Genomic DNA, 21,009 nt, shown 5'->3' on the forward strand with positions numbered 1-21,009 from the left:
TCTCCTAGCACCCGAATTCTATCTACCATCTCTCACTTCGCTCCATCTCTCATAAATACGACTTTAAATGTCTTTAATAATATCTTGATATCAGACCAAATTGTCCAACCATCAATATATGCAACATCTAGTTTTACTACATCATTAAAATCCGTAATTTGACTTCTACCACTAACCTGCCATAAGCCAGTGATACCCGGTTTAAAACTTAATCGTTTCTTTTGTTCAGGAGTATATTGCTTATACTCGTCAACCGTTGGCGGTCGTGTACCTACCAAACTCATATCACCCTTTAAAACATTGTAGAATTGTGGAAGTTCATCCAAACTCGTTTTTCGAATGAAACGACCAATTGGAGTAATACGTGGATCATCATCCAGTTTGAACATCCCACCTGTCATAGTATTTTGAGCCAAAAGATCTTTTTTACGTTCTTCCGCATCAATATACATTGATCTAAATTTATAAAATTTAAAAATTCGACCATTTTTCCCAACACGCTTTTGTGCAAAAATGACTGGTCCACCGTCTCTTTTTATGAATGGAATTAAGAATATCCCTATAACACCACAAATTATCAAACCGATACAAGAACCCACAATATCCATAACACGCTTGATTAAAACATGATAATAGTTGTAAAATTTCGTAGAAAAAGTAACGACATTAAAATCAGCTATTGTCCGAATCCTTTTTTCCCCACTTGTTGGGAAATCTAAAATATTTATACTTACATTCACAACTATTCCCATTTGTTCAAATTGAGAAATAAGGCTATCAACTTTATAGAACTCGCTGGGAATATTAATAAACACTTCATCAATGACGGATTTAGTGGTATACTGAATGATTTCTTTCTCTGGGACAACTTCAAAATCCGAATGCTGGAAAGTCGCATCATCAACGAGAGTCACTGCAACTAACTTTCCACCTAATGATTGAGAGTTTTTCAATCTTTCTAATACATAACTCGCTCGAGACTTCGCTGTAATTAAAAATATTCTCTTGCTATTTTTAGAATTAGGGTAAATAATCGAATAATATCTCTTAATAAACGTATTTGTAGTATAAATAACCAAACCATTTATTAAAATAAAATAAATCAATCCTCTACGAGAAATCGGGAAATGATCTTCCATTATAAACGATGCAAAAGTGACTATAAGAGTATATAATATGCTGTATTTCAGAGTTTGTAGTAATTCTACTAAATAGCCACGCTGAAAGAATTGGTCATAATAATCACTAACATAAAATACAAGTAAATGAAGGAGAGATAATATGAAAATGCTCGTTCGATTTAAATCTGAATCTGAAATAAAACTCACCAAAACCGCAATCAAAATAACAACAATCAGTTGCAAGCTTGCTATTTCTGCTTTCTGTAATTCCTTTTGCTTTTCAAACATATCTCTTACCTTATTACTTTTTAATGTTTCTTTCCGTAGTTCCCATAGTTTCCATAAGCGCCATAGGCTCCATAGCGATCGTTAGATACATCGTATTTATTTAGTATAACTCCTAAAAATGGTGTGCTTGTTTGCTCTAATTGCTCTTTTGCTTTTTGCAAGGCTTTTCGTTTGACAGAACCAGACTCAGCCACTAAGATACTAGCATCACATTTCTGAGAAATGATAGCAGCATCAATTACTAAGCCAACAGGAGGCGTATCAACAATGACATAGTCATAATAGCGGCGCAAAATATTCATCATAATATCAAAATTCTTGCTTTGTAAAAGAGCTATTGGATTAGGGGAAGACTGACCCGACTCAATGACAAATAAATTCTTAACATCTGTTTCACACAATCCTTGTGATAGATCCGTCTTTCCTGACAAGTAGTCTGTCAATCCTGTGATTTTTGCTGAAGACTTAAATACACCCGACATGACTGAATTTCGAATATCTGCATCAATCAAAAGCGTCTTATAACCCGCTCTTGCAAAAGCAATGGCAAGATTCGTAGATGTTGTTGACTTCCCTTCATTGGGGTGAACAGAAGTAAGGGAAACAATTTTAATATTTTCTCCACTTAGCTGAATATTGGTGCGAAGAGCATTATAATACTCTTCCGTTCTTTGGATAGAGTTTTTCTTTTTAGTTGATAATTCTAATACTGGCATAGGAACTCCTTATTTCAACTTTCTCATGTCAGGTACGATACCAAGTAAAGACATACCCATTACTTCTTCAATGTCCTCTGGTTTTTTCACCCGATCGTCTAAGACTTCAACAATCAATACTAAGACAACCATCGCCACAGCGCCACCGACAAATCCAATCATTACATTACGGCGAATATTTGGAGAAGAAGGACTTTTAGGGGCTTCTGCCTCTTCCAAGGTTGTGACATCAGATACCTTTGTCACAGCAATGATTTTCTCTGCAGCTACTTCACGTAAAGTATTTGCAATGCGACTCGCTTGATTTGGATCGCCATTTGTCACAGTGATTGAGACAATACGAGTATCTGTGGGAACAGAGACGGCTACTTTCCCAGCTAAATCAGCTGTTGTACTTGATAATTTCAACTCCGAAATAACAGTTGATAACACGTCTTGTGACAAAATAATTTCTTTATAGTCCTTAACTAGATAAGCGCCTGCCTGAAGATCCTGATTTGTCAACGCGTTATTATCTGACTGTTGACGACTGACCACATAGATTCTAGTAGTACTTTGATATGATGGCTTTGCTATAAAAACGCTATAGCCCAGCGCTAAAATTGCTGTCATTAAAGCTGTCAAAACAATAAAAAATTTTCTCTGCCATATAATCTTTAACAACGACACTATGTCAATTTCCACCATTTGGTTTTCTTGATTCATTTTTCTCTTTCTCCTTGTTAAAAATGAAAGTTAAATATACTCATTTCTCAACAAAATTTCTTGGTTTTTTCTAAATAATTGTTCTGCGTAAGCAACGCCATATTTTTTAGATATAATCTGGTAAGCTTCTTCCATGTATGGTGGCCGATCATCTAAATTATGCATATCACTAGCCACAAAGTGAACCAAATCCTTCTCTAAAAAGAAGCGAGCTCGCTTTTTCATAAATTTATATTTGTCTCCAAATAATTTTGGCTTCAGTACACTTGAGCTATTAATTTGCATGTAGCATCCCATATCAATCAGATCACGAACCTTTTTTTCGTCATTTTCTAAGCAGTGATAACGTTCAATATGCGCTACCACAGGTGTGATCCCTAGACGTAAAACATTGCTCAAAGCTGTGTGAATTTCCTTATAAGGAGTTGTCATACTAAATTCAATTAAAGCATATCTCGTATCTGCTAAACTAGGGATTATTTTTTTCTCTAACTTATCTAGCACATCACTGGTGTAGTAAATCTCTGCACCATAAAGTACCGTCAAGTCATCTGAAATTTCTTTTGCTATTTCCTGTACTAGCTTAAAATGTTCTGCAATTTTATTTTCTGGTGTTTCAAACATCCCTTTTCGACGGTGGGAAGTGGAAATAATTGTCCGAACTCCTTGCCTATAGCTTTCTTCAAGCAGAGCACGACTATCTGCCAAATTTCTAGGCCCATCGTCAACATCAAAAACAATATGTGAATGAATGTCAATCATGCCTTACTTTCCTTCCATCACTGCTTGGATAGCAGCTTTCATTGCGGCCAAACTATTTTGATCAATTTCCATCATATAAAGATTGGCATCTGGCATAGCATGCGATGGCAAGCCCATTGTTCCATTACCAGTCAAGGCTTGTGAAGTCACTGCATAACTGCCACCCGTTTCTAATTGAGTGTTGATAAGGTTCATCATAGTCTCCAAGCTCATATTGGTTTGAACAGAATCTTGTAAGCCAGAAATAATGTTATTATAATTCTTCAAAGCATCTGTAGAGGTGAGTTTCTTAATAATGGCTGCGATAACTTTTTCCTGATTTTTACCACGATCGCCATCCCCTCCGTTAAGAGAATAACGTTCTCTTACGAAACCTAACGCCTGTTCCGAATTTAAATGAACCTCTCCTATAGCAAAATGATAATTCCCGTGAAGACTAGTGAACTCTTGCTCGTTATAAACATCTACACCACCTAAAAGATCAATTAATTTCAAGAACGAAGTGAAATTAAGACGGACATAATATGGAATGTCAATACCATAAAGTGTCTCAAGCGTATGGACTGAAGCATCAACGCCATAAATCCCAGCATGAGTCAATTTATCTGGTTGATCCTCACCGCCATCTGCAATTGGTACATAACTATCTCGCGGTGTTGTTGTCAAAAGAACTCTCTTAGTCTTACGATTAACTGTCATAATGATATTCACATCCGAACGTGAAACAGACGATATGCTACCATAAGTATCAATTCCACTAACATAAATATTGAACACATCCGCATTAGCATTTTGTTTTTGATTAGCAATTTCAACTTTTTTGGTCATCTTAAAGCTATATAACTTTTTAATTTTGGATGCATAATCTGGATCTTCACTACGCAGGGTATCCTCAAAAACACTATTGAGGACGATAGCCTTTGTTTCACCCGCTATCAGAGATTTATAAGCTCCTAGATATGAACTAGCCGAATCAACTGTCACATTTATATTTTTCGATTTAGCAAGTTCATCTGTCAATGCTGTAATATTAGCTGCATCATTCTTTGTTGGAGCCAGGACATTAGTAATTTTGGTGATGTCTTTAATGTCGCTATCGGCTGCTACCACAATACTCATTTCATATTCAGAAAAGCTTGATGTAGAATTTACACCTGTTGATAAATCAAGCACCTCTTTAACAGCATACATTGCACCAGCTCCAGCTAACAATGATAGAGATAATAATACTGCGGTGAACACACGCGCTTTATTCTTCCAAATAAGTAGAATCGCCAAAACTGCTACTGCTAGCATAATAGCAACAACGATTATATTCAAATACCGAAATGCTAAAATATTATATTTGAAAATAGCAAATATCAACAAGGCAGCCAGCAAACTATAGATTACTAACAAGCCAACATTAACAATTCTTAATCGATTTTTTGCTCGAGCGAATCCGCCACTTCTTTTTCGGGACATGATAAACCACTTTCTATGTAAAATACTCTATTCTATTATAGCATAAAAATAGAGAATTCTTTACTAATACTGGAAAAATTAACAAGAAAAGCGTCGAAGTGTTAACATATAGCAGCTAAACAATGATTTGATTTAATATAAAAATGCACTAAGATAGCTGAAAAATCATCCCCACTTCAATGACTAATCAAAAAAAGAAGAGCAGCATTTAACTTTTTTGGTATGTACTGCTACTCATCGATTTAGCAAGCGTATACTATACTTCTCTTCATTTTTACCGTTCTACTCCCTATCAAAAACTTCTAAGGTCCTTGCAGATGTTACAAATTATCAGACTCTACGGTTGGTACTTCTGTACGTTAACCTCCTTTGCTGAAAGCCCACCCTTTTACCACTGCAATCTAGCCACACTTGCCCTGCTGTGCATACCAAATAGATCCATCTATAAAAGATATTTTGCTTTATTAGACATTGCCAGGTCAATCTGTTCAACGATTTACTTAGAGAACCCAAATTTTCTAAAACGCAGGGCCACTCATGATATTCAAGAAACTCTTTATCTAACTGGATATCATGAACAGACTGGCACACCTATAACCGTTTAAAATGTATCTTGATTCACTTGTTATGCGAACTTTAAATCTGTAACACCGCACCTAAATATAATATATTTACTATATAAATAAATTTCCTACATAAAAAAGCAGGCTTACAAGCTTTTTATAAAATATTTTCAAAATGACTTTTTTTCTTGACAAGAAAAAATCAAAGTTGTATATTTAGGTTAGTTGGTTGAGTAACTAACCAACAATCCTTTGGCCAAGGAGAACCCAATGAAATTAGATTACAATGGTTCTGTTCCGCTGTTTAAGCAGATTGCAGACCAACTAGAAAATGAGATTTTCAATGAGACTTTCAAAGAAAATGAGCAGGTTCCTTCAACGACTGAAATCTCGCAGCTCTATCAAATCAATCCTGCAACCGTTTTAAAAGGCATGAATCTTTTGGTTGAACAGAAAATCTTAGAAAAACGCCGCGGTATTGGTATGTTTGTGACAAGTGGTGCTCTGGCTTTGATTGAAGCAAAAAGACGTAATGAGTTTCTTGCTCAACACGTGGAAAGATTTGTCAAAGAAGCAAAGGCGTTGCATATCAGTTACGAAGAGCTCATTGTTCTCATTAGAGGAGGTTATGACAGATGACGCTTGTCTTAAATCGTATTCGTAAGCAGTATGGGAATCAAATGATTCTGCACGATATTTCTTTAACCTTTAAACCAAAGACGATTTATGGTTTATTAGGACGCAATGGAGCTGGCAAATCCACCCTATTAAAAATTATCAGCCACCGAATTAACAAGGATAGCGGTGAATTACGCTTCAATCAAGCTCCCCTTTGGGAAAATCAAGATAATATGTCCCGCATTTATCTGATGAATGATGATAATTGGTTCAACAATAATATGAAGATGTATGAAATCTTCCATTTTGTCGATGATGTAACGGGTGATTTTGATTGGGAATTTGCTCAAAATCTAACCCGTGCCTTCGCTCTTGATCCAAATAAAAGATTCAAATCACTATCTACCGGCTACAAGACCATTGCCAAAATCATCATCGCTTTTTGTGTGCCGGCCGATTATGTTTTTCTTGATGAACCCGCTCTGGGACTGGATGCCAATCACCGGCAGCTCTTTAATAAAAAATTACTGGAAGCCTATGATCGCAGACCGCGCTCTTTCATTATTTCAACACATATTATTGAGGAAATTGCTTTTTTGTTACAGGAAGTCATTATCATTCAAGATGGCGTGATTATGGAGGAAGCCGATATCGAAAGTCTCTTAAGCATCGGGCATACGATTTCTGGACAGGCTAATCTGGTTGATGAATACACCGCTGGCTGTAATATCATTGCTCAGGAAGATCTCGGTCCTTTCAAGCAGGTCGTTGTCTTAGGAGATATTCCTAACGATATTCCTGATGAGATTACTATTGGACCGCTTGGTTTACAAGAATACTTTGTCCACATCACCAGAAAGGAGAATGAAGTCTGATGTTACAACGCGCTTATCTATATGAAACCAAAAACTTGTTGCTGGTTCTCGCAAAAGGAATTGCGGGCGTCATAGCTGCCACCCTTCTTTTGCTGACGATTCTGCTCCTTTCAGGCAATACAACTGTCAATGCTAACTTTAACTTTCCCATCTTAGCTGGCATCTTTATATTAGTTCTCGGCATTTATTACACACCGCACTTCTTTCGGATGTTTAACCAGCTGGGATTAACACGGAAAAATCAATATTTAGCAGAAATCATTAGCTCTGCTTTAGTGGCTCTGATTTCTTCTTTGAGCATTATTTTAGTTGGTTTTTTATTTAATAGCTTCGCCCAATTCTTTCATCTGAACTTGTCTGGCTTCAGTTTTCAAAACTGGACCCTGCTGAGCTCATTTTATTGGCTAACCTTGCTGACTGGTATTCTACTGGGCATCAAATTTATCGGCAACTGTATCGGCATGTTTTTCGATAAGTTCGCTGGAAAAATTGGCTTGATTTGGCTGATTGGTCTCATCTGGATTCTACCAGGAATCTTGACCATTTTGCTGACGGTTCTGGTCACAAGCTTATCCACTATTTTACCACAAGCTATTGTACAGGCTTGTATGCAATTTGTCCGTGAATTTGTCATTGCTTTTCTGTCTGGACAAATATCACTCAGTGTTCTGGCTGTTTTAGGTAGTCTGCTCTTACTGTTGATGTGGGTTCAATGGAGACTGTTTCAACATCATCAAAGCAGCATTGGAGGATGAAAGAACTTTCATTCTGCAAAAGAACATGCGCCATTTGAACGCATGTTCTTTCTTTTCCAGCTATTTGAAACCAGCCAACAGCAAACATAATTGAATCAGGAAATACTATGGCCGATTTTTTCTCTAATCAAAAAACAGAAGCACCTCATTTAACTCCTTTTTGGTATGTGCTGCTCCTCATCGGTTTAGCAAGTGTATACTACACCTCTCTTCGCTTTTACCACTCTACTCCCTACAGAAAACTTCTGAAGTACCTACAAATTTTACAAATTATTGGGCTCTACGGCTGGTACCTCTGTACGTTAACACCTTCCGCTGAAAGTCTGCCCTTTTATCACTGCAGTTTAGCTGCACTTGCCCTGCTGTGCCTGCCAGATCAATCCATCTATAAAAGTTATTTTGCCTTATTAGGTATTATTGGGCCAATCTGTTCCACGATTTATCCTATCTTTGATCCTTTTCGGCTGCCCCATATCACGTTTATATCCTACATCATTGGTCACTATGCATTGATTGGAAATTCCCTCGTTTACCTAACCCTTCACAAAAAGCCCTTATCTAGCAAACGGATTATTTATTTTACTTTTCAACTCAATCTCATCATCGTAGGCATCAACTTGCTGACAGATGGGAATTACGGATTTTTAAGCCAGCCGCCTATTATTGGCAACCATGGAATCTTATTTAATTATCTTTTTATCTCTTGCCTCTTGTCAGCTGTGCTCATTTTTGAAAATAAAATCTACCAAAAAATAAAGGAATAATGGACTCCTCTACTAGAGCTCATTATTCCTTTTCTATATGTCTAGTTTGTCTGTTAGCTTACCTTGCTTCAACAGCTTAGGAGACTGTTGAAGCAAGGTAAGCTAAACTTGTGTCGTCTGTACTTCCGTACAATCTGTAGCTCGCTGTCTCGTACTAAAAAAGATTCTATAATTACTTGACTACTTAAATATTCACGTACAGAATACTGTAAAGGAAGTTAGTACTCAGGTCGCTGGTTTCTAGCTTTTTGTATTCGCTCAAACAAGCAGCAAGATCCTTCTCTGTTAGTTTATCAGTCAGTAAGCGAAAAAAGATGGAGCTAGTCCTCGCTATGAAAAACCTTAGATAAGTTTATCACGATCCACCTGTTCAAAACTCTCTTTTCCATCATTCAGTTTATCCCAGATGACTATCTGGCCTGACTGAAGGGACTTCTGTACATCGATGATTCGCTGATTAGAAGAGCCGCGGAACTGCAACATGAGATTCTTCTTGGTAATATCAAAACGGCCGTCCACTAGGATGTCAATCAAACTTAGCAACTCCAGCTTATCCTCCGTTTCCAGCATCATCTCCTCCCAGGTGTAGCCCGTCCAGGACCAGATATCCTTGTCCGGCAGCTCTCTTCGAATCCGCTTGACCAAGGGCAGGAGAATGCCTGTATTGAGAAAAGGCTCGCCACCTAGGAGGGTCAGCCCCTGTACATAAGGTTCCGCCAAGTCTTTCATAATCTGCTCCTCCAACTCTTGCGTATAAGGAATGCCAGCGTTGAAAGACCAAGTTGCTGCATTATAGCAGCCCTCACAGTGAAACATACAGCCACTGACATAGAGGGAGTTACGGACACCTTCGCCATCCACAAAGTTAAAGGCCTTATAGTCAATGATTCGTCCCTTACTCAGCTCCTCACTTTTCCATTCTTGAGGTTTGGGATTGTTCATCTTCATCCTCCAAATCAATCCAGTAACGCTGACTTCTGTCGATTGTATTTTCGTAAACACCGCCAGCAGAGAGAATGGTGCGGCGGCTGGCTTCGTTGTCTTCATCGCAGGTAATCAGCACTCGTTCTAGTCCTTGCTTGCGAGCCTCTGCTAGTCCTAGCTCTAGCTGCAACTTGGCCAAGCCTTTTCTACGTTGACTGGGGCGGATAGAATAGCCGATATGCCCACCCTCCACAAATAATTTGTCGTTTAAGGACAAGCGCAGAGCTAAAAAGCCCAGAGGCAAGCCAGTCTCATCAAAGGATAGAAATTGGATGGCGTGAACCCAACCTGCTGGCAAGTTTGCCACATCTTCCTGTCGTCTTACCATTTGTAACCAATCCTCATAATCCTTTGCTCGTTTCCAAGTGGAGCCCATGCCACCGTGCATATAGGATTTTGCTGCATCGAACTCCGCAATCATCTCTAATATCGCGTCTTTATCTTCCAAAGTTGGTCGTCTTAGCTCCATGTTCCCTCCTTAATCTAACTCTATCCAGTAGCGCTGACTTCTGTCGATTGTATTTTCATAAACACCGCCAGTGGAGAGAATCGTGCGGCGGCTGGCTTCGTTGTCTTCATCGCAGGTAATCAGCACTCGTTCTAATCCTTGCTTTCGAGCCTCTGCCAGCCCTAACTCTAGCTGCAACTTGCCCAAGCCCTTTCTGCGTTGACTGGGCCGAATAGAATAGCCAATATGTCCACCCTCCACAAATAATTTGTCATTTAAGGACAAGCGCAGAGCTAAAAAGCCCAGAGGCAAGCCGGTCTCATCAAAGGATAAAAATTTGATTGCGGGAACCCAGCCTGCTGGCAAATTGGCGGCATCCTCCTGCTGCTCTACAATCTTTAACCAATCTTCATAATCCTTTGCTTGCTTCCAAGCGGAGCCCATGCCACCATGCATATAGGATTTTGCAGCATCGAACTCCGCAATCATCTCCAAAATCGCGTCTTTATCTTCCAAAGTTGGTCGTCGTAATTTCATAGACTCTCCTCAATCTATATCAATCCAATAGCGCTCTTTTCCGCATCGAATATCCTCTAAAGCCCCACCATTAGCCAGAATCACTCCTCGACTGGCAGCATTATCACAATCACAAGTCACTAAAGCACGTTTGATATTTTTACTTTTAGCTACTTGCAAGCCTTGTCGCAGCTGCTCTTTTGCCAATCCTTTCCCACGCGCAGCGGGACGGATACTATAACCGATATGCCCGCCTTCTTGGAGCAAATGGTCATTGAGCCGCAAGCGCAGATTGAGAAAACCCACAGCCTGACCGTCTGTAGCAAAAGCGACCAGTTGGATATAAGGCACAAAACCTTGTGGCAAGCCGATACCTGCCTCAGCTAATTGAATGGTCTCCAGCCAGTCCTCATAGATAAAATCTTCTCCACCAAAAAAGCCATCGTGTCGACCCCCAGACGCTTTAAAGTCAGCTAACATTTCTAAAATGGCTGTCTTATCTGCCAATTTAGGCTTTCGTAATTCTAAATCCACTTTTCTATTTATCCCCTATTTTTTCTTGTTTAACTTAGTAAGGAACTGTTCCCGTAGACTGGCTACTCGATCCTTCTTATTACTAGCTCCTGTTGAATGTTTTTCATGAAAGCGCCGCACCTGAGCTTTTCCTTTATCATCTAATTGATACTTTCCCACGTTCATATCTCCTTATTACGTTTTGATAAAAAAGAGCGATACATCGCATGATGTTCTGTATCACTCCCGCTTATTTAGATCATTAACATCAGATCTCATTTCCTGAAAATTTAATAGTTGATCCATTCATATGTTTAACTCGAGCGGATATCTCCTTATGCCGGCCATTGACCATCGGGCGTGCCTGTGGATTTCCCAAATAACCACAAGTCCGCTTGACAACGTCTACAGTCTTAGGATCACTATTCCCGCAGTTTGGACAGGTAAAACCACGCTCTGTCGGCGTAAAATCCCCTTCAAAGTCACACTTATAGCAGTGATCGATTGGTGTATTGGTTCCCAGATAGCCGACACGATCGTAAGCATAATCCCAGACAGCTTCCAAAGCCTTTGGATTTTGCTGCAACACTGGGTATTCACAATAGTGGATAAAGCCCCCGGCAGCCCCAACTTCAGGATAAACTTTCTCAAAATCTAACTTTTCAAAAGGTGTTGGATTCTTACGCACATCGTAGTGGAAGGAGTTAGTGTAGTACTCCTTGTCTGTAATATCTGGAACGATACCAAACTTCTCTGTATCCAAGCGACAGAAACGATCCGTCAAACTCTCTGAAGGAGTAGAGTAAACTGAGAAGTGATAGTCGTACTCATCTGACCACTCTTCAACCCGGCGCTTCATATCTTTTACAATAGCAACCGTAAATTCCTTGGCTTCTGGATTGCCTTCCCATTCCCCACCATAAAAGACCGTCGCCACCTCATAAAGGCCGATATAACCAAGAGAGACCGTTGCTCTGCGGTGAGTAAAAAGCTGGTCAACTTGATCATATTTTCCTAGGCGTTTGCCAAAGGCACCATATTGATAAAGAATTGGTGCATTTGCTGGAGTTGCTTCCTTCGTCCTTTCCACTCGGTAGACCAAAGCATCCTTGGCAATGTTCATTCGCTCATCAAACAATGCCCAAAACTTTTCCTTGTCCCCTTCCGACTCTAGTGCAATGCGAGGCAGATTGACAGTGACAACTCCCAAGTTCATCCGGCCAGAATTGACCTCTACGCCATTCTCATTCTTCCAACCTTGGAGGAAAGAACGGCATCCCATTGGAACCTTGAAGGATCCCGTTAAATCAATGATTTTATCATATGAGAGCACATCTGGATACATTCGCTTCGTCGCACATTCTAAAGCCAATTGTTTAATGTCATAATTAGGCGTTCCTGGCTCGAGATTAAGCCCACGCTTCAGTGTAAAAATCAGCTTAGGAAAAATCGCTGTACGATGCTCACTACCAAGCCCCTTGATACGAATATTCAGAATAGCCTTTTGGATTTCCCTCTCAAAACGATTGGTTCCCAATCCAAAGCCCAGTGAAGTAAAAGGAGTTTGACCATTAGAAGTAAAGAGGGTATTGATCTCATACTCCAATGACTGCATCGCATCATAGATATCTTTTTTAGTCTTTTCCCAGGCATAATCTGCTCGTTTATCCGCTAAAACCCAATCCTTAGCATCTTTCAAATGCTTTTCATAATTAAGCTCTGCATAAGGCGCCAAAACTTCATCAATCCGATCAGCTGAACACCCCCCATATTGACTAGATGCAACATTAGCAATGATTTGTGAAATTTGGGCTGTTGCAGTCTGGATAGACTTAGGACTCTCTACTTCCGCATTTCCGATTTTAAATCCATTTTTCAACATACCTTCAAAATCGATCAAACAGCAGTTGGTCATTGGCGTATAAGGACTATAGTCCAAGTCATGATAATGAATATCCCCTTTTTGATGGGCATTGGCTACGTGAGGAGGCAGCATTTTAAGCCCAATTGACTTGCCAACAATTCCCGCAGTCAAATCGCGTTGTGTGTTAAAAACATCGCTATCCTTATTAGCATTTTCGTTGACAACAGTCTGATCTTTATTAAGTAATTTATCGATCGTAAAATTAATATCTGTTGCCTGTGAACGGTCAAAATCACGTTGCGTTCGATAAGAGATATAAGCTTTAGCAATGGCATATTCATTGGCATTCAACAACTCGTGTTCGACAATGTTCTGGATCTCATAGATCTTAATATCTTGTGCAAAACGATTTGCAATCTCTGCTACAACCTGTTCTGTAATCCCCTCAAGCTTCACTTCAAGCAAAGGAGACATAGGAGCTACCTCACAAGCTGCCTTAACTAAGGCCTTATAAATCTTGTCCACGTCAAAATTTACACGGCGACCATCACGTTTTACCACATAAATATTTGGAATACAAGTCTGCGTTTCTTCTCTTAAAGCAATCATAGCATGTCCTCCGTTCGTTCAAGAATCATTATATCACTAAAAAATAAAAAATCAATATGTTGTGTCAAAAAAATATTTTTTTGATTTATACACAACATATTGATTTTTTATTTTAGTTCATAAAGCTTGAAGTGGCTCGTTTTTACATCAATTTTTTTATAACTAGAAGACAATAATTTTTTAACATTTGGTAAAAGAGGTACTTTCTCATTCACTGCAATATAACGAGGCAGAGAAGCATCCAGTTGATTTTCAAGACGAATCTTATTTTCCGCTGTATCAACGTATAACTTTGGACTTAAAATAGAGGAAGCTGACAGACGGCTTGTGGAAAGATAAAGACTGGCCGTATTATCCCAGGCATAAATTTTATCATCAGTCTTTGACTCATCACGAATATAGCCACTAATCACTTCACGCTCTGCCGTTTCAGCTCCTGACAAAGCATAGCGCTGGGCAAACGGCATGACTACTAGAAAGGCTATAGCAAGCACTGGCAAAAAGAAATTCCCAGCAACATAATTTTTCCAAACCGATGGCGTTCTCTTGCTTCTGATATGACGCCCTTCTGTAAATCTTCCACTAAACCAAGTAGCAAAAAGAATCATAGCAAAAGGGATTGCAGGTAGCAACTGAAAAGCTCCTTGTATTGGTGAAAAGATGCTCAACACAAGTATTACTAAAAGTCCTAAAGAACCTAAAAGACGGAAAGGCCACTCGTCTTTCTCTGCAGAGGAAGACACCCCCATAATGAGTGCCGTTACGAACCCTAGCCCTAAGAATAAACCACCATAAAGCATCAGGTTTTCCAACACACCCGAATGGACACCTATGCTCTCAAACAGATAAGTTACCTGACTAATCGCTAAACCAAAAGTCCCATTCCATACAGTGTAGTATCCTATCGGATAAAAGAGCAAGGAAAACCTAAAAGGCTAGCTAATAACTGATAAAATCCCCTAGTTGCCCGCTTACGAACAAAGTGGAAAATTGTCCAAACGAGAAAAACTAGGCCATAAAAAATGATACTCGTAAAAGGATCGATCAAAAAAGCCAATGCACCAATCGCACCAAATAAAATAAAACCATTATCGCTTATTTGACCATTCATATAACGGGCTAAGAAGTTCAAGCTCCACATCGTAAACGGAAGCACAAAAATACTGGCGTATAAACCACCAAATCCTACCGTTAAGACGAAAAGATAAAATAGAGAAAGCAGTTGCTGAGCTAACTCTTTTTTTCTGGTTAATTGATACACAAATTGAAATAGATAATTCCCTGCTACAAACAAGGCTAAAAACTGTACAAAAGCAAATAAAAGGCTTCCCAATACACTACTGCCTAGCCAGTTTAACAAATAGTACAGCACTCCACCTGTACCGTAAATATCTCCATAAGCTAGCTTTCCTTGAGTCATCGCCCAGCCAGCATACAGATTCTGGGTCTGTAAGTTATTAGCAAGCGAAGAAAAAAGTGGATTAGCCACGCTACAAAGACTGATCAGCGCACTCCAGAAAAATAAATTACCAGAAGGAGCATTCGCGACCTTTAAACGAGGAAGTTCTTTCGTTTCTCTATCTTCTTTTTCCTCGGTATTTTCCGTCAACTGCACTTCCAGATAATCCTTTTCTTCATGCGTTTCAAATTCATCAAACATAATACTTCTCCTTGATATAGTCCTTACTAGTATATCAAAAAGTCTACTTTCTGTCAGTTTTTCCTGGCACTCTTAATTTTCCTTTGCTTTAGAGACAAACTTTACAAATTTCTCTCGCTCAGATATTTGTAATTTTGCAATGAGCTCCAACTCTCTAAAACTTCTATAAACCCGAGATTTGTTTTTCCCCTGATAAACACCGTCTAATTTCATCAAAAATTCCTTTTTACTTTTTTATTCGTAAAAATAAAAAGCAAGATAGCTGATTCAACTAAATAAGTCGAGTCAGCACCTTACTCTTTATAACATCGGTGCAAAAAGTTGAACAATCTCTTTTAACAAGCTTTGGTACCAAGTACTCTTGAAAACACCATCATACACCTCTTTTGAAACCTTAAAAATCTCTTCAAAATCAGCTTTTATATCTGATAAAATAGGTGTTTTGTACAACAGCACCGCATTTTCATAATGATGAACTAAGCTACGATAGTCAAAATTAATCGTCCCCACAACAGCCAACTCATCATCAGCTATAACATTCTTACTATGTATAAAACCCGGTGTGTATTCATAAATTCGTACACCAGCCGCCAGTAATTCTCTATAAGAACCACGAGTAATGGGTTGAATTAACTTTTTGTCAGTCACATAAGGCGTGACAATGCGAACATCAACTCCACGCATAGCGGCATTTTTTATATCTTCAGTCAAATCATAATCAATAATCAGATAAGGAGTTGTAATGTAGACATAATCCGTCGCCTGGCTAATTATATTTTGATAAACATTTTTGCCGACTTGAGACTTATACATCGGCTTAGGGCCACTTCCATATGGAATATAGAGTCCTGCTCCCTCAACTGCTTGATTCTCTAAATGATACTTATCAAAATCCGTAATTTCCCCACGATTAATATACCAGTTCAGCAAAAAAAGTCTAGTCAATGCCTTTACAGCCCGACCATCCAAACGAATACCACCATCTTTCCAATGACCAAAACGCTCTACATGGTTGATGTATTCATCTGCTAAATTAATCCCACCTGTATAGCCTACTTGACCATCTACAACCAGTATCTTTCGATGATCTCGATTGTTATAAGCCACTGTCATACGGGGAATTACTTTGTTAAATTTATAAGCATAGATGCCGTAAGATCGCAAAATCTGTGTGTAGTCTCCAGGTAAAGTCGCCATACAGCCAATATCATCATAGAGCACCTTGACCTCTACACCTTGAGCTGCCTTTTCTTTGAGAATCTCTAGAATACTCCCCCACATTTTTCCTTCTTCGATAATGTAGTATTCTAAGAAAATAAATTTCTTTGCCTCTCTTAAATCCTCTAACATCGCAAGGTACATATCCTCACCTGAAGAAAAATAACGAGAAGCCGTACCATCATAAACATCAGCATTATGATCCATACTTAGCAAAGATTTAATAATTCCAAAAGCTGATTTATTTGTCTTTTTCAAGGCAAGCCTTAACTCATAGCTGTTATCCTCACGAAATTTCATCGAATCCATATTTCTCAGTTGTTTCAATTCTTTCCGAGAAAGTCGTCGTTCTCCAAACATGAGGTAGATTAAAGCTCCCACAACGGGAATAAATGTGATTAACAGCCAGGTCACCTTGCTTTCAGGAGTCATCGAACGATTCACGATTGAAAAAATCGTTCCAATCGTCAGTAAAGTTACCACAAGAATCCACAAATCCTGATTGATGTCACCTAGATAAAAGAAAAGCCAAAAAACGAATAAAAGCTCTAGTAACATAACAATCATACTAAAACCATATTTCGACATTAATAAGCGAAATTTTCTCACACACCTACTCCTTATTTTCTTAATACCTAGTATAGCGAGGCTACTTTAATAAATCAAGCAAAAAAGAACAAGGCTAGTTAAACCAACCTTGTTATAGTTTTCATTGCTTCGTAAAGACAATCGTATCATCTTGATCCACTTCTTGATCAATATCCTCTACAGTCAACTGATTGCCATTCACATAGTATCGATGTACATCATCACCAATTGTCATTTTTTGGTTCGTCGTATCAATCTCTACTTGCTCGATTTCTTGATCACCATCTCGCTCTACTTTCGTCAAAGTCCCTTTGCCAGATACAAGCTTCAAGGTTAATTGGTCTCCTTCATGAATAGCAGTATAAGTACCGTCTAATTCTGTACTAACTACAGTAGTTTGAGATGAGGATGACGTAGAATTTGCTGAGCTACTCACACTTGAAGAAGTAGAACTAGCAGATGATACTTGAGAGCTAGTTGAGCTCGTTGTTTGAGAAGATTGCGTTTGGTTGCTCCCATTTCCACAAGCCACCAGAACTAAAATCGTCATAATTACAAAATTCGAGAGCATTATTTTCTTTGAAAGTTTCATATTCTTTCCTCCTTTACGCATCCGTGAGCAAATCAAAAGAAACTCCCTTACGTTTCTAATTTAGCTCTACTTTTAGTATAGCAGATAGATTTTCTAAACGTCAATCTATCTGCTCTTCAGAAACTGTCGCACCTCTGCAACAAAATAAAGCGAGCCAGTTATAAATAATAATTGCTGCTCATCTTTTTTTAACAGATGTTCATCTATAAATGTTTGATAATCGCTAATATAGGCTACCTCTTCTGCCTCTTTCTCGCTTACTGACTCTCCATACGAAAAACTAGTTAAGAATAAGTCTGCTTGAGGCAACTCTCTTTGCAGATAAGATATCATAGCAGAATAATCTTTTCGCTTTAAAGCTCCAAACAAAATAACAATTTTTCTATCTTCTTGTAGTTTGACAAATTCCACCAGACGCTCAACCGCTGGCAAATTGTGTGCTCCGTCAAGATACACCCCGTCACAAATTCGTTCCAAACGACCTGCCCATCTAGTTTGAGCTAGCGCCTCTCTTACAAGATAAAGATCAACTAACCAAGATTGCTGCTCCATAAACAAGAAAAAAACTTCCAAGGCTATCCCAGCATTCTCTTCTTGAAAAGTTCCAACTAAACCAAGCTCTATATCTGATAAATGAATACGCCCAGACTGGAAAGTTTTATTGTTAAAAGAAAACTCTTTTCCATATTCATGTAAATCAATCCCTAAACTCTCGGCATGTTCTCGGCAAATCAACAGCGCAGCATTTGGCAGAGGACCGACAACTGCTGTTCTTCCTGACTTAAAGATACCTGCTTTTTGCTCTGCAATTTCCTCAATCGTATCCCCTAAGGTTTCCTGATGATCCAAACCAAGCGAAGTAATCACTGAAACTGTTCCTTTTATCACATTGGTCGTATCTAACAAACCACCAATTCCTACCTCAATCAACGCAACATCAACCTCTTGCTCGGAAAAATAGATGAACGCCATCAATGTGAGAATTTCAAAATAGGACAAAAAACCATGTTCTTCAAGTAGGTTTTTCTCCATTTCTCGTACCTGCTCACCTATCCGAGTAAAATCCGCTTGAGGTATGGGAATCCCATTCAAACAAATTCTATCATGAACAGTTTCCATATGAGGCGATATGAAACTCCCTACTTTTTTCCCATGTCGCTCAAACAAATTTCTCAAAAAAGCAATCGTTGAGCCCTTGCCATTCGTCCCAGTCACATGGATTGTCGGATAAGATCTCTCTGGATGATCCAAAATATCAATAGCTTGCTCCATTCGTCCCAAACCTGAACGAAAGTTCAAACCAATGCGGCTATTCAGCCAACTCTCTATTTTTTGCACACTTACTCCTAGCAAAAAGAGAGCGGAGTGAATAATCAATCTGCTCTCTTCTTAATTTTAATAATATAGTTTACGTTTGAGACTCCGAGTTAACAATAAACTATCTGTTTAACAATTTTTACTAATCCCTGCTCTTTGATAAAAGCAGAAATGATTCACCCTTGAGTATTCATTCTTCTTCAAAATAAGAAGTTAATAACCCAAAGGATAGATACACTGACTTGATCAAGTCTAAGTGTCAATTTCGATTGATCGGTCAGTTTTTCTTACTCTTCCATGAAGCTATTGAAGACTTCTTCAATCATGTTCCATTCTTCTTCAGAATCTTCTGGAATTGGTTGAAGATCTCCCTCTGTACCATCTTCATTTTCTGTAAATGAGTAAGCTTGAATTTCAATCTCGCCATTCTCATCCTCTTCTGCATTAGCAGGTACAAGAAGGACATAGTTTTTACCAAATTCTTCCATACCATCAATGGTCAAAAGAATTTCAAACAACGTTTCATTCCCTTGCTCATCAACTAAGGTAATCATTTCACGCTCTTCATGCTCGTGGTCATGGTTGTGATCATGTGCCATATTCACTATTCCTCAATTCTTTTTTAATAATTTCGATCCAAATAATTTTGTAGAATTAGTTGTGCAGCCAATTTATCAATCACTTTTTTGCGCTTACTACGGCTGACATCCGCTTGTTCAATCAGCATACGCTCAGCAGCTACTGTCGTCAAACGCTCATCCTGATAATCAACTGGCAACCCAAATAACTCAGCAACTTTCTCGCCATAGGCTTGACTAGCCTCCACACGTGGACCACTAGTATTATTCATATTCTTAGGAAGTCCTATGACAAATTTATCTACTTTGTATTCTGAGACTAATGCACCAAGGCGCTCAAAACCAAACTGTCCTTGTTCTTCGTCAATCTGAATAATCTCTAAGCCTTGTGCTGTAAATCCAAGAGGATCACTAATCGCAACCCCAACTGTCTTAGAGCCTACATCTAACCCCATAATTCTCATTAAAGATCGATGCCTTGCCCTTTCAAGTAATAACGAACCAATTCTTCAACAATTTCATCACGCTCATATTTTCGGATTTGATTACGCGCATTGTTGTAACGGGGTACATACGCAGGATCTCCACTGAGAACATACCCGACGATTTGATTGATTGGATTGTAGCCTTTTTCATTGAGTGAAGTATAGACATCAGTCAATGTCTCGCTAATCTCTTTTTTATTTGAGTCGTCGAGATTAAAACGTACTGTTTCATCTGTAAATCCCACAATTACACCCTCTTTCATTGGAATACTTCTATTGTAGCATATTTCAGAACTTTTCACAAATGTTACAAATCAATATCAAAGCGAAAATTTCTGCTTATTTTTCTTCTGTCGCCCCATTAACGATTTGATTATCAATATACTGAGCTGGCTTGATCTTCAATAATTCTTTTAGTTTCAAACCCTTTAAATACTCTGTATTAGACGCTTTATCAACATCTAAAGTCTGAAAATCAAGAGTAGTTACGCGCTTCAATTCATTTTCATTTAAGATCTGTAATGAGGTACTAAAGCCTGGTAAGTCTTTCACCTGTTGGTAATTCGCATCTTCTTCTAAAGACTTATTTAGCAAATTCTGGGCTTCCTCTATGCCATATTGTGCTATGGCTTGCTTCAGGTCATCTGCATTCGGAGAGATTTGCTCCAAAGTCAAACCCAAAAATTGATCTCCCTTATAAGTAACGATTTGTTTTTGTTGAGAACCATCTTCATTTTTTGGAAAAACTAACGTCCTCGTCATAACAGTATTTTTTTCAGCATTTGCGATAATTGGTAAAGTTGTGTCTATTTTATCTTTTGAACTAGCTGTTCCTGAATTTGATTTTTTTGAGCCACAACCAGTCAATACTAACAAGGCGACTCCTAATAATAGCACTGTTTTTTTCATCATTCTAGCCTCCTATCCTTATTGTACCATATCAACTACTTCTGTCAATGTTATGACCAATTTATGAGAGCAAAAAAGCACGGTCAGTCTCCACTAA

General features: G+C 38.6%; 25 protein-coding genes. 4 read left to right on the top strand and 21 right to left on the bottom strand.

The annotated features are described in order from the left end of the window. Positions 1-32: 32 nt before the first annotated feature. From HMPREF9182_RS05220 to cpsA, 5 genes are read right to left on the bottom strand one after another with little or no spacing between them, the layout of a single operon-like run. A complete protein-coding gene (locus HMPREF9182_RS05220) occupies positions 33-1,409 on the bottom strand; it encodes a sugar transferase (RefSeq protein WP_009443541.1) in 1,377 nt (458 codons plus the stop codon). 20 nt (positions 1,410-1,429) lie between these two features. Beyond that, positions 1,430-2,125 (bottom strand): tyrosine-protein kinase, encoded by a 696-nt coding sequence (locus HMPREF9182_RS05225; protein WP_009754847.1) that lies wholly within the window; start codon positions 2,123-2,125, stop codon positions 1,430-1,432. Between the two features lie 9 nt (positions 2,126-2,134). Beyond that, entirely contained in the window at positions 2,135-2,830 is a 696-nt protein-coding gene (locus HMPREF9182_RS05230; protein WP_009754448.1) for a Wzz/FepE/Etk N-terminal domain-containing protein, read from the bottom strand. A 30-nt stretch (positions 2,831-2,860) separates the two neighbouring features. Then, positions 2,861-3,592, bottom strand: coding sequence for a capsular polysaccharide biosynthesis protein Cps4B (gene cps4B / locus HMPREF9182_RS05235; protein WP_009443519.1), 732 nt, complete (start codon positions 3,590-3,592; stop codon positions 2,861-2,863). Positions 3,593-3,595: 3 nt separating this feature from the next. Beyond that, positions 3,596-5,056 (bottom strand): LCP family glycopolymer transferase CpsA, encoded by a 1,461-nt coding sequence (cpsA, locus tag HMPREF9182_RS05240; protein WP_009754313.1) that lies wholly within the window; start codon positions 5,054-5,056, stop codon positions 3,596-3,598. A gap of 833 nt (positions 5,057-5,889) precedes the next feature. On the opposite strand from cpsA, the gene HMPREF9182_RS05245 reads away from it, so the two are divergent. The 4 genes from HMPREF9182_RS05245 (at position 5,890) to HMPREF9182_RS05260 (ending at position 8,631) form a co-directional block, all read left to right on the top strand. After that, positions 5,890-6,258, top strand: a complete 369-nt coding sequence (locus HMPREF9182_RS05245; RefSeq protein WP_009443173.1) for a GntR family transcriptional regulator — start codon at positions 5,890-5,892, stop codon at positions 6,256-6,258. Further along, the gene (locus HMPREF9182_RS05250) at positions 6,255-7,112 is read left to right on the top strand and encodes an ATP-binding cassette domain-containing protein (RefSeq protein WP_009754890.1); all 858 of its coding nucleotides are present in this window, start codon (positions 6,255-6,257) and stop codon (positions 7,110-7,112) included. Before HMPREF9182_RS05245 ends, HMPREF9182_RS05250 begins: the two co-directional genes overlap by 4 nt. After that, complete coding sequence (locus HMPREF9182_RS05255; protein ID WP_009443656.1) at positions 7,112-7,867, top strand: hypothetical protein; 756 nt, start codon at positions 7,112-7,114, stop codon at positions 7,865-7,867. The genes HMPREF9182_RS05250 and HMPREF9182_RS05255 overlap by 1 nt, the downstream gene beginning before the upstream one ends. Before the next feature lie 107 nt (positions 7,868-7,974). Next, a complete protein-coding gene (locus tag HMPREF9182_RS05260; RefSeq protein WP_009754988.1) occupies positions 7,975-8,631 on the top strand; it encodes a YwaF family protein in 657 nt (218 codons plus the stop codon). 342 nt (positions 8,632-8,973) lie between these two features. Here the strand turns inward: HMPREF9182_RS05260 and nrdG are convergent, their stop codons facing one another. The 16 genes from nrdG to HMPREF9182_RS05325 all read right to left on the bottom strand — a co-directional run bounded on the left by nrdG (position 8,974) and on the right by HMPREF9182_RS05325 (position 20,915). Beyond that, positions 8,974-9,573, bottom strand: a complete 600-nt coding sequence (nrdG, locus tag HMPREF9182_RS05265) for an anaerobic ribonucleoside-triphosphate reductase activating protein (protein WP_009444015.1) — start codon at positions 9,571-9,573, stop codon at positions 8,974-8,976. Next, the gene (locus HMPREF9182_RS05270; protein ID WP_009754496.1) at positions 9,539-10,084 is read right to left on the bottom strand and encodes a GNAT family N-acetyltransferase; all 546 of its coding nucleotides are present in this window, start codon (positions 10,082-10,084) and stop codon (positions 9,539-9,541) included. Before HMPREF9182_RS05270 ends, nrdG begins: the two co-directional genes overlap by 35 nt. Positions 10,085-10,093: 9 nt before the next feature. Next, entirely contained in the window at positions 10,094-10,600 is a 507-nt protein-coding gene (locus HMPREF9182_RS05275; protein WP_009443330.1) for a GNAT family N-acetyltransferase, read from the bottom strand. A 9-nt stretch (positions 10,601-10,609) separates the two neighbouring features. After that, a complete protein-coding gene (locus HMPREF9182_RS05280; RefSeq protein WP_009754611.1) occupies positions 10,610-11,113 on the bottom strand; it encodes a GNAT family N-acetyltransferase in 504 nt (167 codons plus the stop codon). Between the two features lie 15 nt (positions 11,114-11,128). Next, a complete protein-coding gene (locus tag HMPREF9182_RS10765; protein ID WP_009443746.1) occupies positions 11,129-11,272 on the bottom strand; it encodes a hypothetical protein in 144 nt (47 codons plus the stop codon). An 88-nt stretch (positions 11,273-11,360) separates the two neighbouring features. Continuing rightward, positions 11,361-13,565 (bottom strand): anaerobic ribonucleoside-triphosphate reductase, encoded by a 2,205-nt coding sequence (nrdD, locus tag HMPREF9182_RS05285; protein ID WP_009754410.1) that lies wholly within the window; start codon positions 13,563-13,565, stop codon positions 11,361-11,363. Between the two features lie 107 nt (positions 13,566-13,672). After that, positions 13,673-14,485 carry a hypothetical protein gene (locus HMPREF9182_RS10945; protein ID WP_255263264.1) on the bottom strand — a complete coding sequence of 271 codons (813 nt, stop codon included), beginning with the start codon at positions 14,483-14,485 and terminating at the stop codon, positions 13,673-13,675. After that, a complete protein-coding gene (locus tag HMPREF9182_RS10950) occupies positions 14,467-15,225 on the bottom strand; it encodes a hypothetical protein (RefSeq protein WP_009443689.1) in 759 nt (252 codons plus the stop codon). Before HMPREF9182_RS10950 ends, HMPREF9182_RS10945 begins: the two co-directional genes overlap by 19 nt. A gap of 72 nt (positions 15,226-15,297) precedes the next feature. After that, a complete protein-coding gene (locus tag HMPREF9182_RS10770; protein ID WP_009754764.1) occupies positions 15,298-15,438 on the bottom strand; it encodes a hypothetical protein in 141 nt (46 codons plus the stop codon). 87 nt (positions 15,439-15,525) lie between these two features. Then, complete coding sequence (gene cls / locus HMPREF9182_RS05295; RefSeq protein ID WP_037602728.1) at positions 15,526-17,031, bottom strand: cardiolipin synthase; 1,506 nt, start codon at positions 17,029-17,031, stop codon at positions 15,526-15,528. 121 nt (positions 17,032-17,152) lie between these two features. Further along, positions 17,153-17,623 carry an SP_0198 family lipoprotein gene (locus HMPREF9182_RS05300; RefSeq protein ID WP_009443820.1) on the bottom strand — a complete coding sequence of 157 codons (471 nt, stop codon included), beginning with the start codon at positions 17,621-17,623 and terminating at the stop codon, positions 17,153-17,155. 105 nt (positions 17,624-17,728) lie between these two features. Then, complete coding sequence (locus tag HMPREF9182_RS05305; RefSeq protein WP_009443733.1) at positions 17,729-18,961, bottom strand: bifunctional folylpolyglutamate synthase/dihydrofolate synthase; 1,233 nt, start codon at positions 18,959-18,961, stop codon at positions 17,729-17,731. 266 nt (positions 18,962-19,227) lie between these two features. Continuing rightward, complete coding sequence (locus tag HMPREF9182_RS05310) at positions 19,228-19,539, bottom strand: DUF1292 domain-containing protein (RefSeq protein WP_009754776.1); 312 nt, start codon at positions 19,537-19,539, stop codon at positions 19,228-19,230. 23 nt (positions 19,540-19,562) lie between these two features. Then, complete coding sequence (gene ruvX / locus HMPREF9182_RS05315; protein ID WP_009443414.1) at positions 19,563-19,982, bottom strand: Holliday junction resolvase RuvX; 420 nt, start codon at positions 19,980-19,982, stop codon at positions 19,563-19,565. Then, complete coding sequence (locus HMPREF9182_RS05320) at positions 19,982-20,248, bottom strand: IreB family regulatory phosphoprotein (protein ID WP_008809968.1); 267 nt, start codon at positions 20,246-20,248, stop codon at positions 19,982-19,984. Before HMPREF9182_RS05320 ends, ruvX begins: the two co-directional genes overlap by 1 nt. Positions 20,249-20,342: 94 nt before the next feature. Then, a complete protein-coding gene (locus HMPREF9182_RS05325) occupies positions 20,343-20,915 on the bottom strand; it encodes an SP0191 family lipoprotein (RefSeq protein ID WP_009443290.1) in 573 nt (190 codons plus the stop codon). Positions 20,916-21,009 lie beyond the last annotated feature (94 nt).

This window comes from Streptococcus sp. oral taxon 056 str. F0418 (genome assembly GCF_000220065.1).
GTDB lineage: Bacteria > Bacillota > Bacilli > Lactobacillales > Streptococcaceae > Streptococcus.

What these genes read in the sequence shown, in the direction of transcription:
- nrdG (WP_009444015.1), bottom strand. Translation starts at nt 9,573, where the DNA reads ATGAACAATCCCAAACCTCAAGAATGGAAAAGTGAGGAGCTGAGTAAG.
- HMPREF9182_RS05300 (WP_009443820.1), bottom strand. Translation starts at nt 17,623, where the DNA reads ATGAAACTTTCAAAGAAAATAATGCTCTCGAATTTTGTAATTATGACG.
- cps4B (WP_009443519.1), bottom strand. Translation starts at nt 3,592, where the DNA reads ATGATTGACATTCATTCACATATTGTTTTTGATGTTGACGATGGGCCT.
- HMPREF9182_RS05245 (WP_009443173.1), top strand. Translation starts at nt 5,890, where the DNA reads ATGAAATTAGATTACAATGGTTCTGTTCCGCTGTTTAAGCAGATTGCA.
- HMPREF9182_RS10770 (WP_009754764.1), bottom strand. Translation starts at nt 15,438, where the DNA reads ATGAAATTAGACGGTGTTTATCAGGGGAAAAACAAATCTCGGGTTTAT.
- HMPREF9182_RS05255 (WP_009443656.1), top strand. Translation starts at nt 7,112, where the DNA reads ATGTTACAACGCGCTTATCTATATGAAACCAAAAACTTGTTGCTGGTT.
- HMPREF9182_RS05220 (WP_009443541.1), bottom strand. Translation starts at nt 1,409, where the DNA reads ATGTTTGAAAAGCAAAAGGAATTACAGAAAGCAGAAATAGCAAGCTTG.
- HMPREF9182_RS05260 (WP_009754988.1), top strand. Translation starts at nt 7,975, where the DNA reads ATGGCCGATTTTTTCTCTAATCAAAAAACAGAAGCACCTCATTTAACT.
- HMPREF9182_RS05275 (WP_009443330.1), bottom strand. Translation starts at nt 10,600, where the DNA reads ATGAAATTACGACGACCAACTTTGGAAGATAAAGACGCGATTTTGGAG.
- ruvX (WP_009443414.1), bottom strand. Translation starts at nt 19,982, where the DNA reads ATGAGAATTATGGGGTTAGATGTAGGCTCTAAGACAGTTGGGGTTGCG.
- HMPREF9182_RS05270 (WP_009754496.1), bottom strand. Translation starts at nt 10,084, where the DNA reads ATGGAGCTAAGACGACCAACTTTGGAAGATAAAGACGCGATATTAGAG.
- cpsA (WP_009754313.1), bottom strand. Translation starts at nt 5,056, where the DNA reads ATGTCCCGAAAAAGAAGTGGCGGATTCGCTCGAGCAAAAAATCGATTA.
- HMPREF9182_RS10950 (WP_009443689.1), bottom strand. Translation starts at nt 15,225, where the DNA reads ATGTTTGATGAATTTGAAACGCATGAAGAAAAGGATTATCTGGAAGTG.
- HMPREF9182_RS05230 (WP_009754448.1), bottom strand. Translation starts at nt 2,830, where the DNA reads ATGAATCAAGAAAACCAAATGGTGGAAATTGACATAGTGTCGTTGTTA.
- nrdD (WP_009754410.1), bottom strand. Translation starts at nt 13,565, where the DNA reads ATGATTGCTTTAAGAGAAGAAACGCAGACTTGTATTCCAAATATTTAT.
- cls (WP_037602728.1), bottom strand. Translation starts at nt 17,031, where the DNA reads ATGTCGAAATATGGTTTTAGTATGATTGTTATGTTACTAGAGCTTTTA.
- HMPREF9182_RS05225 (WP_009754847.1), bottom strand. Translation starts at nt 2,125, where the DNA reads ATGCCAGTATTAGAATTATCAACTAAAAAGAAAAACTCTATCCAAAGA.
- HMPREF9182_RS05325 (WP_009443290.1), bottom strand. Translation starts at nt 20,915, where the DNA reads ATGATGAAAAAAACAGTGCTATTATTAGGAGTCGCCTTGTTAGTATTG.
- HMPREF9182_RS05310 (WP_009754776.1), bottom strand. Translation starts at nt 19,539, where the DNA reads ATGGCACATGATCACAACCATGACCACGAGCATGAAGAGCGTGAAATG.
- HMPREF9182_RS05250 (WP_009754890.1), top strand. Translation starts at nt 6,255, where the DNA reads ATGACGCTTGTCTTAAATCGTATTCGTAAGCAGTATGGGAATCAAATG.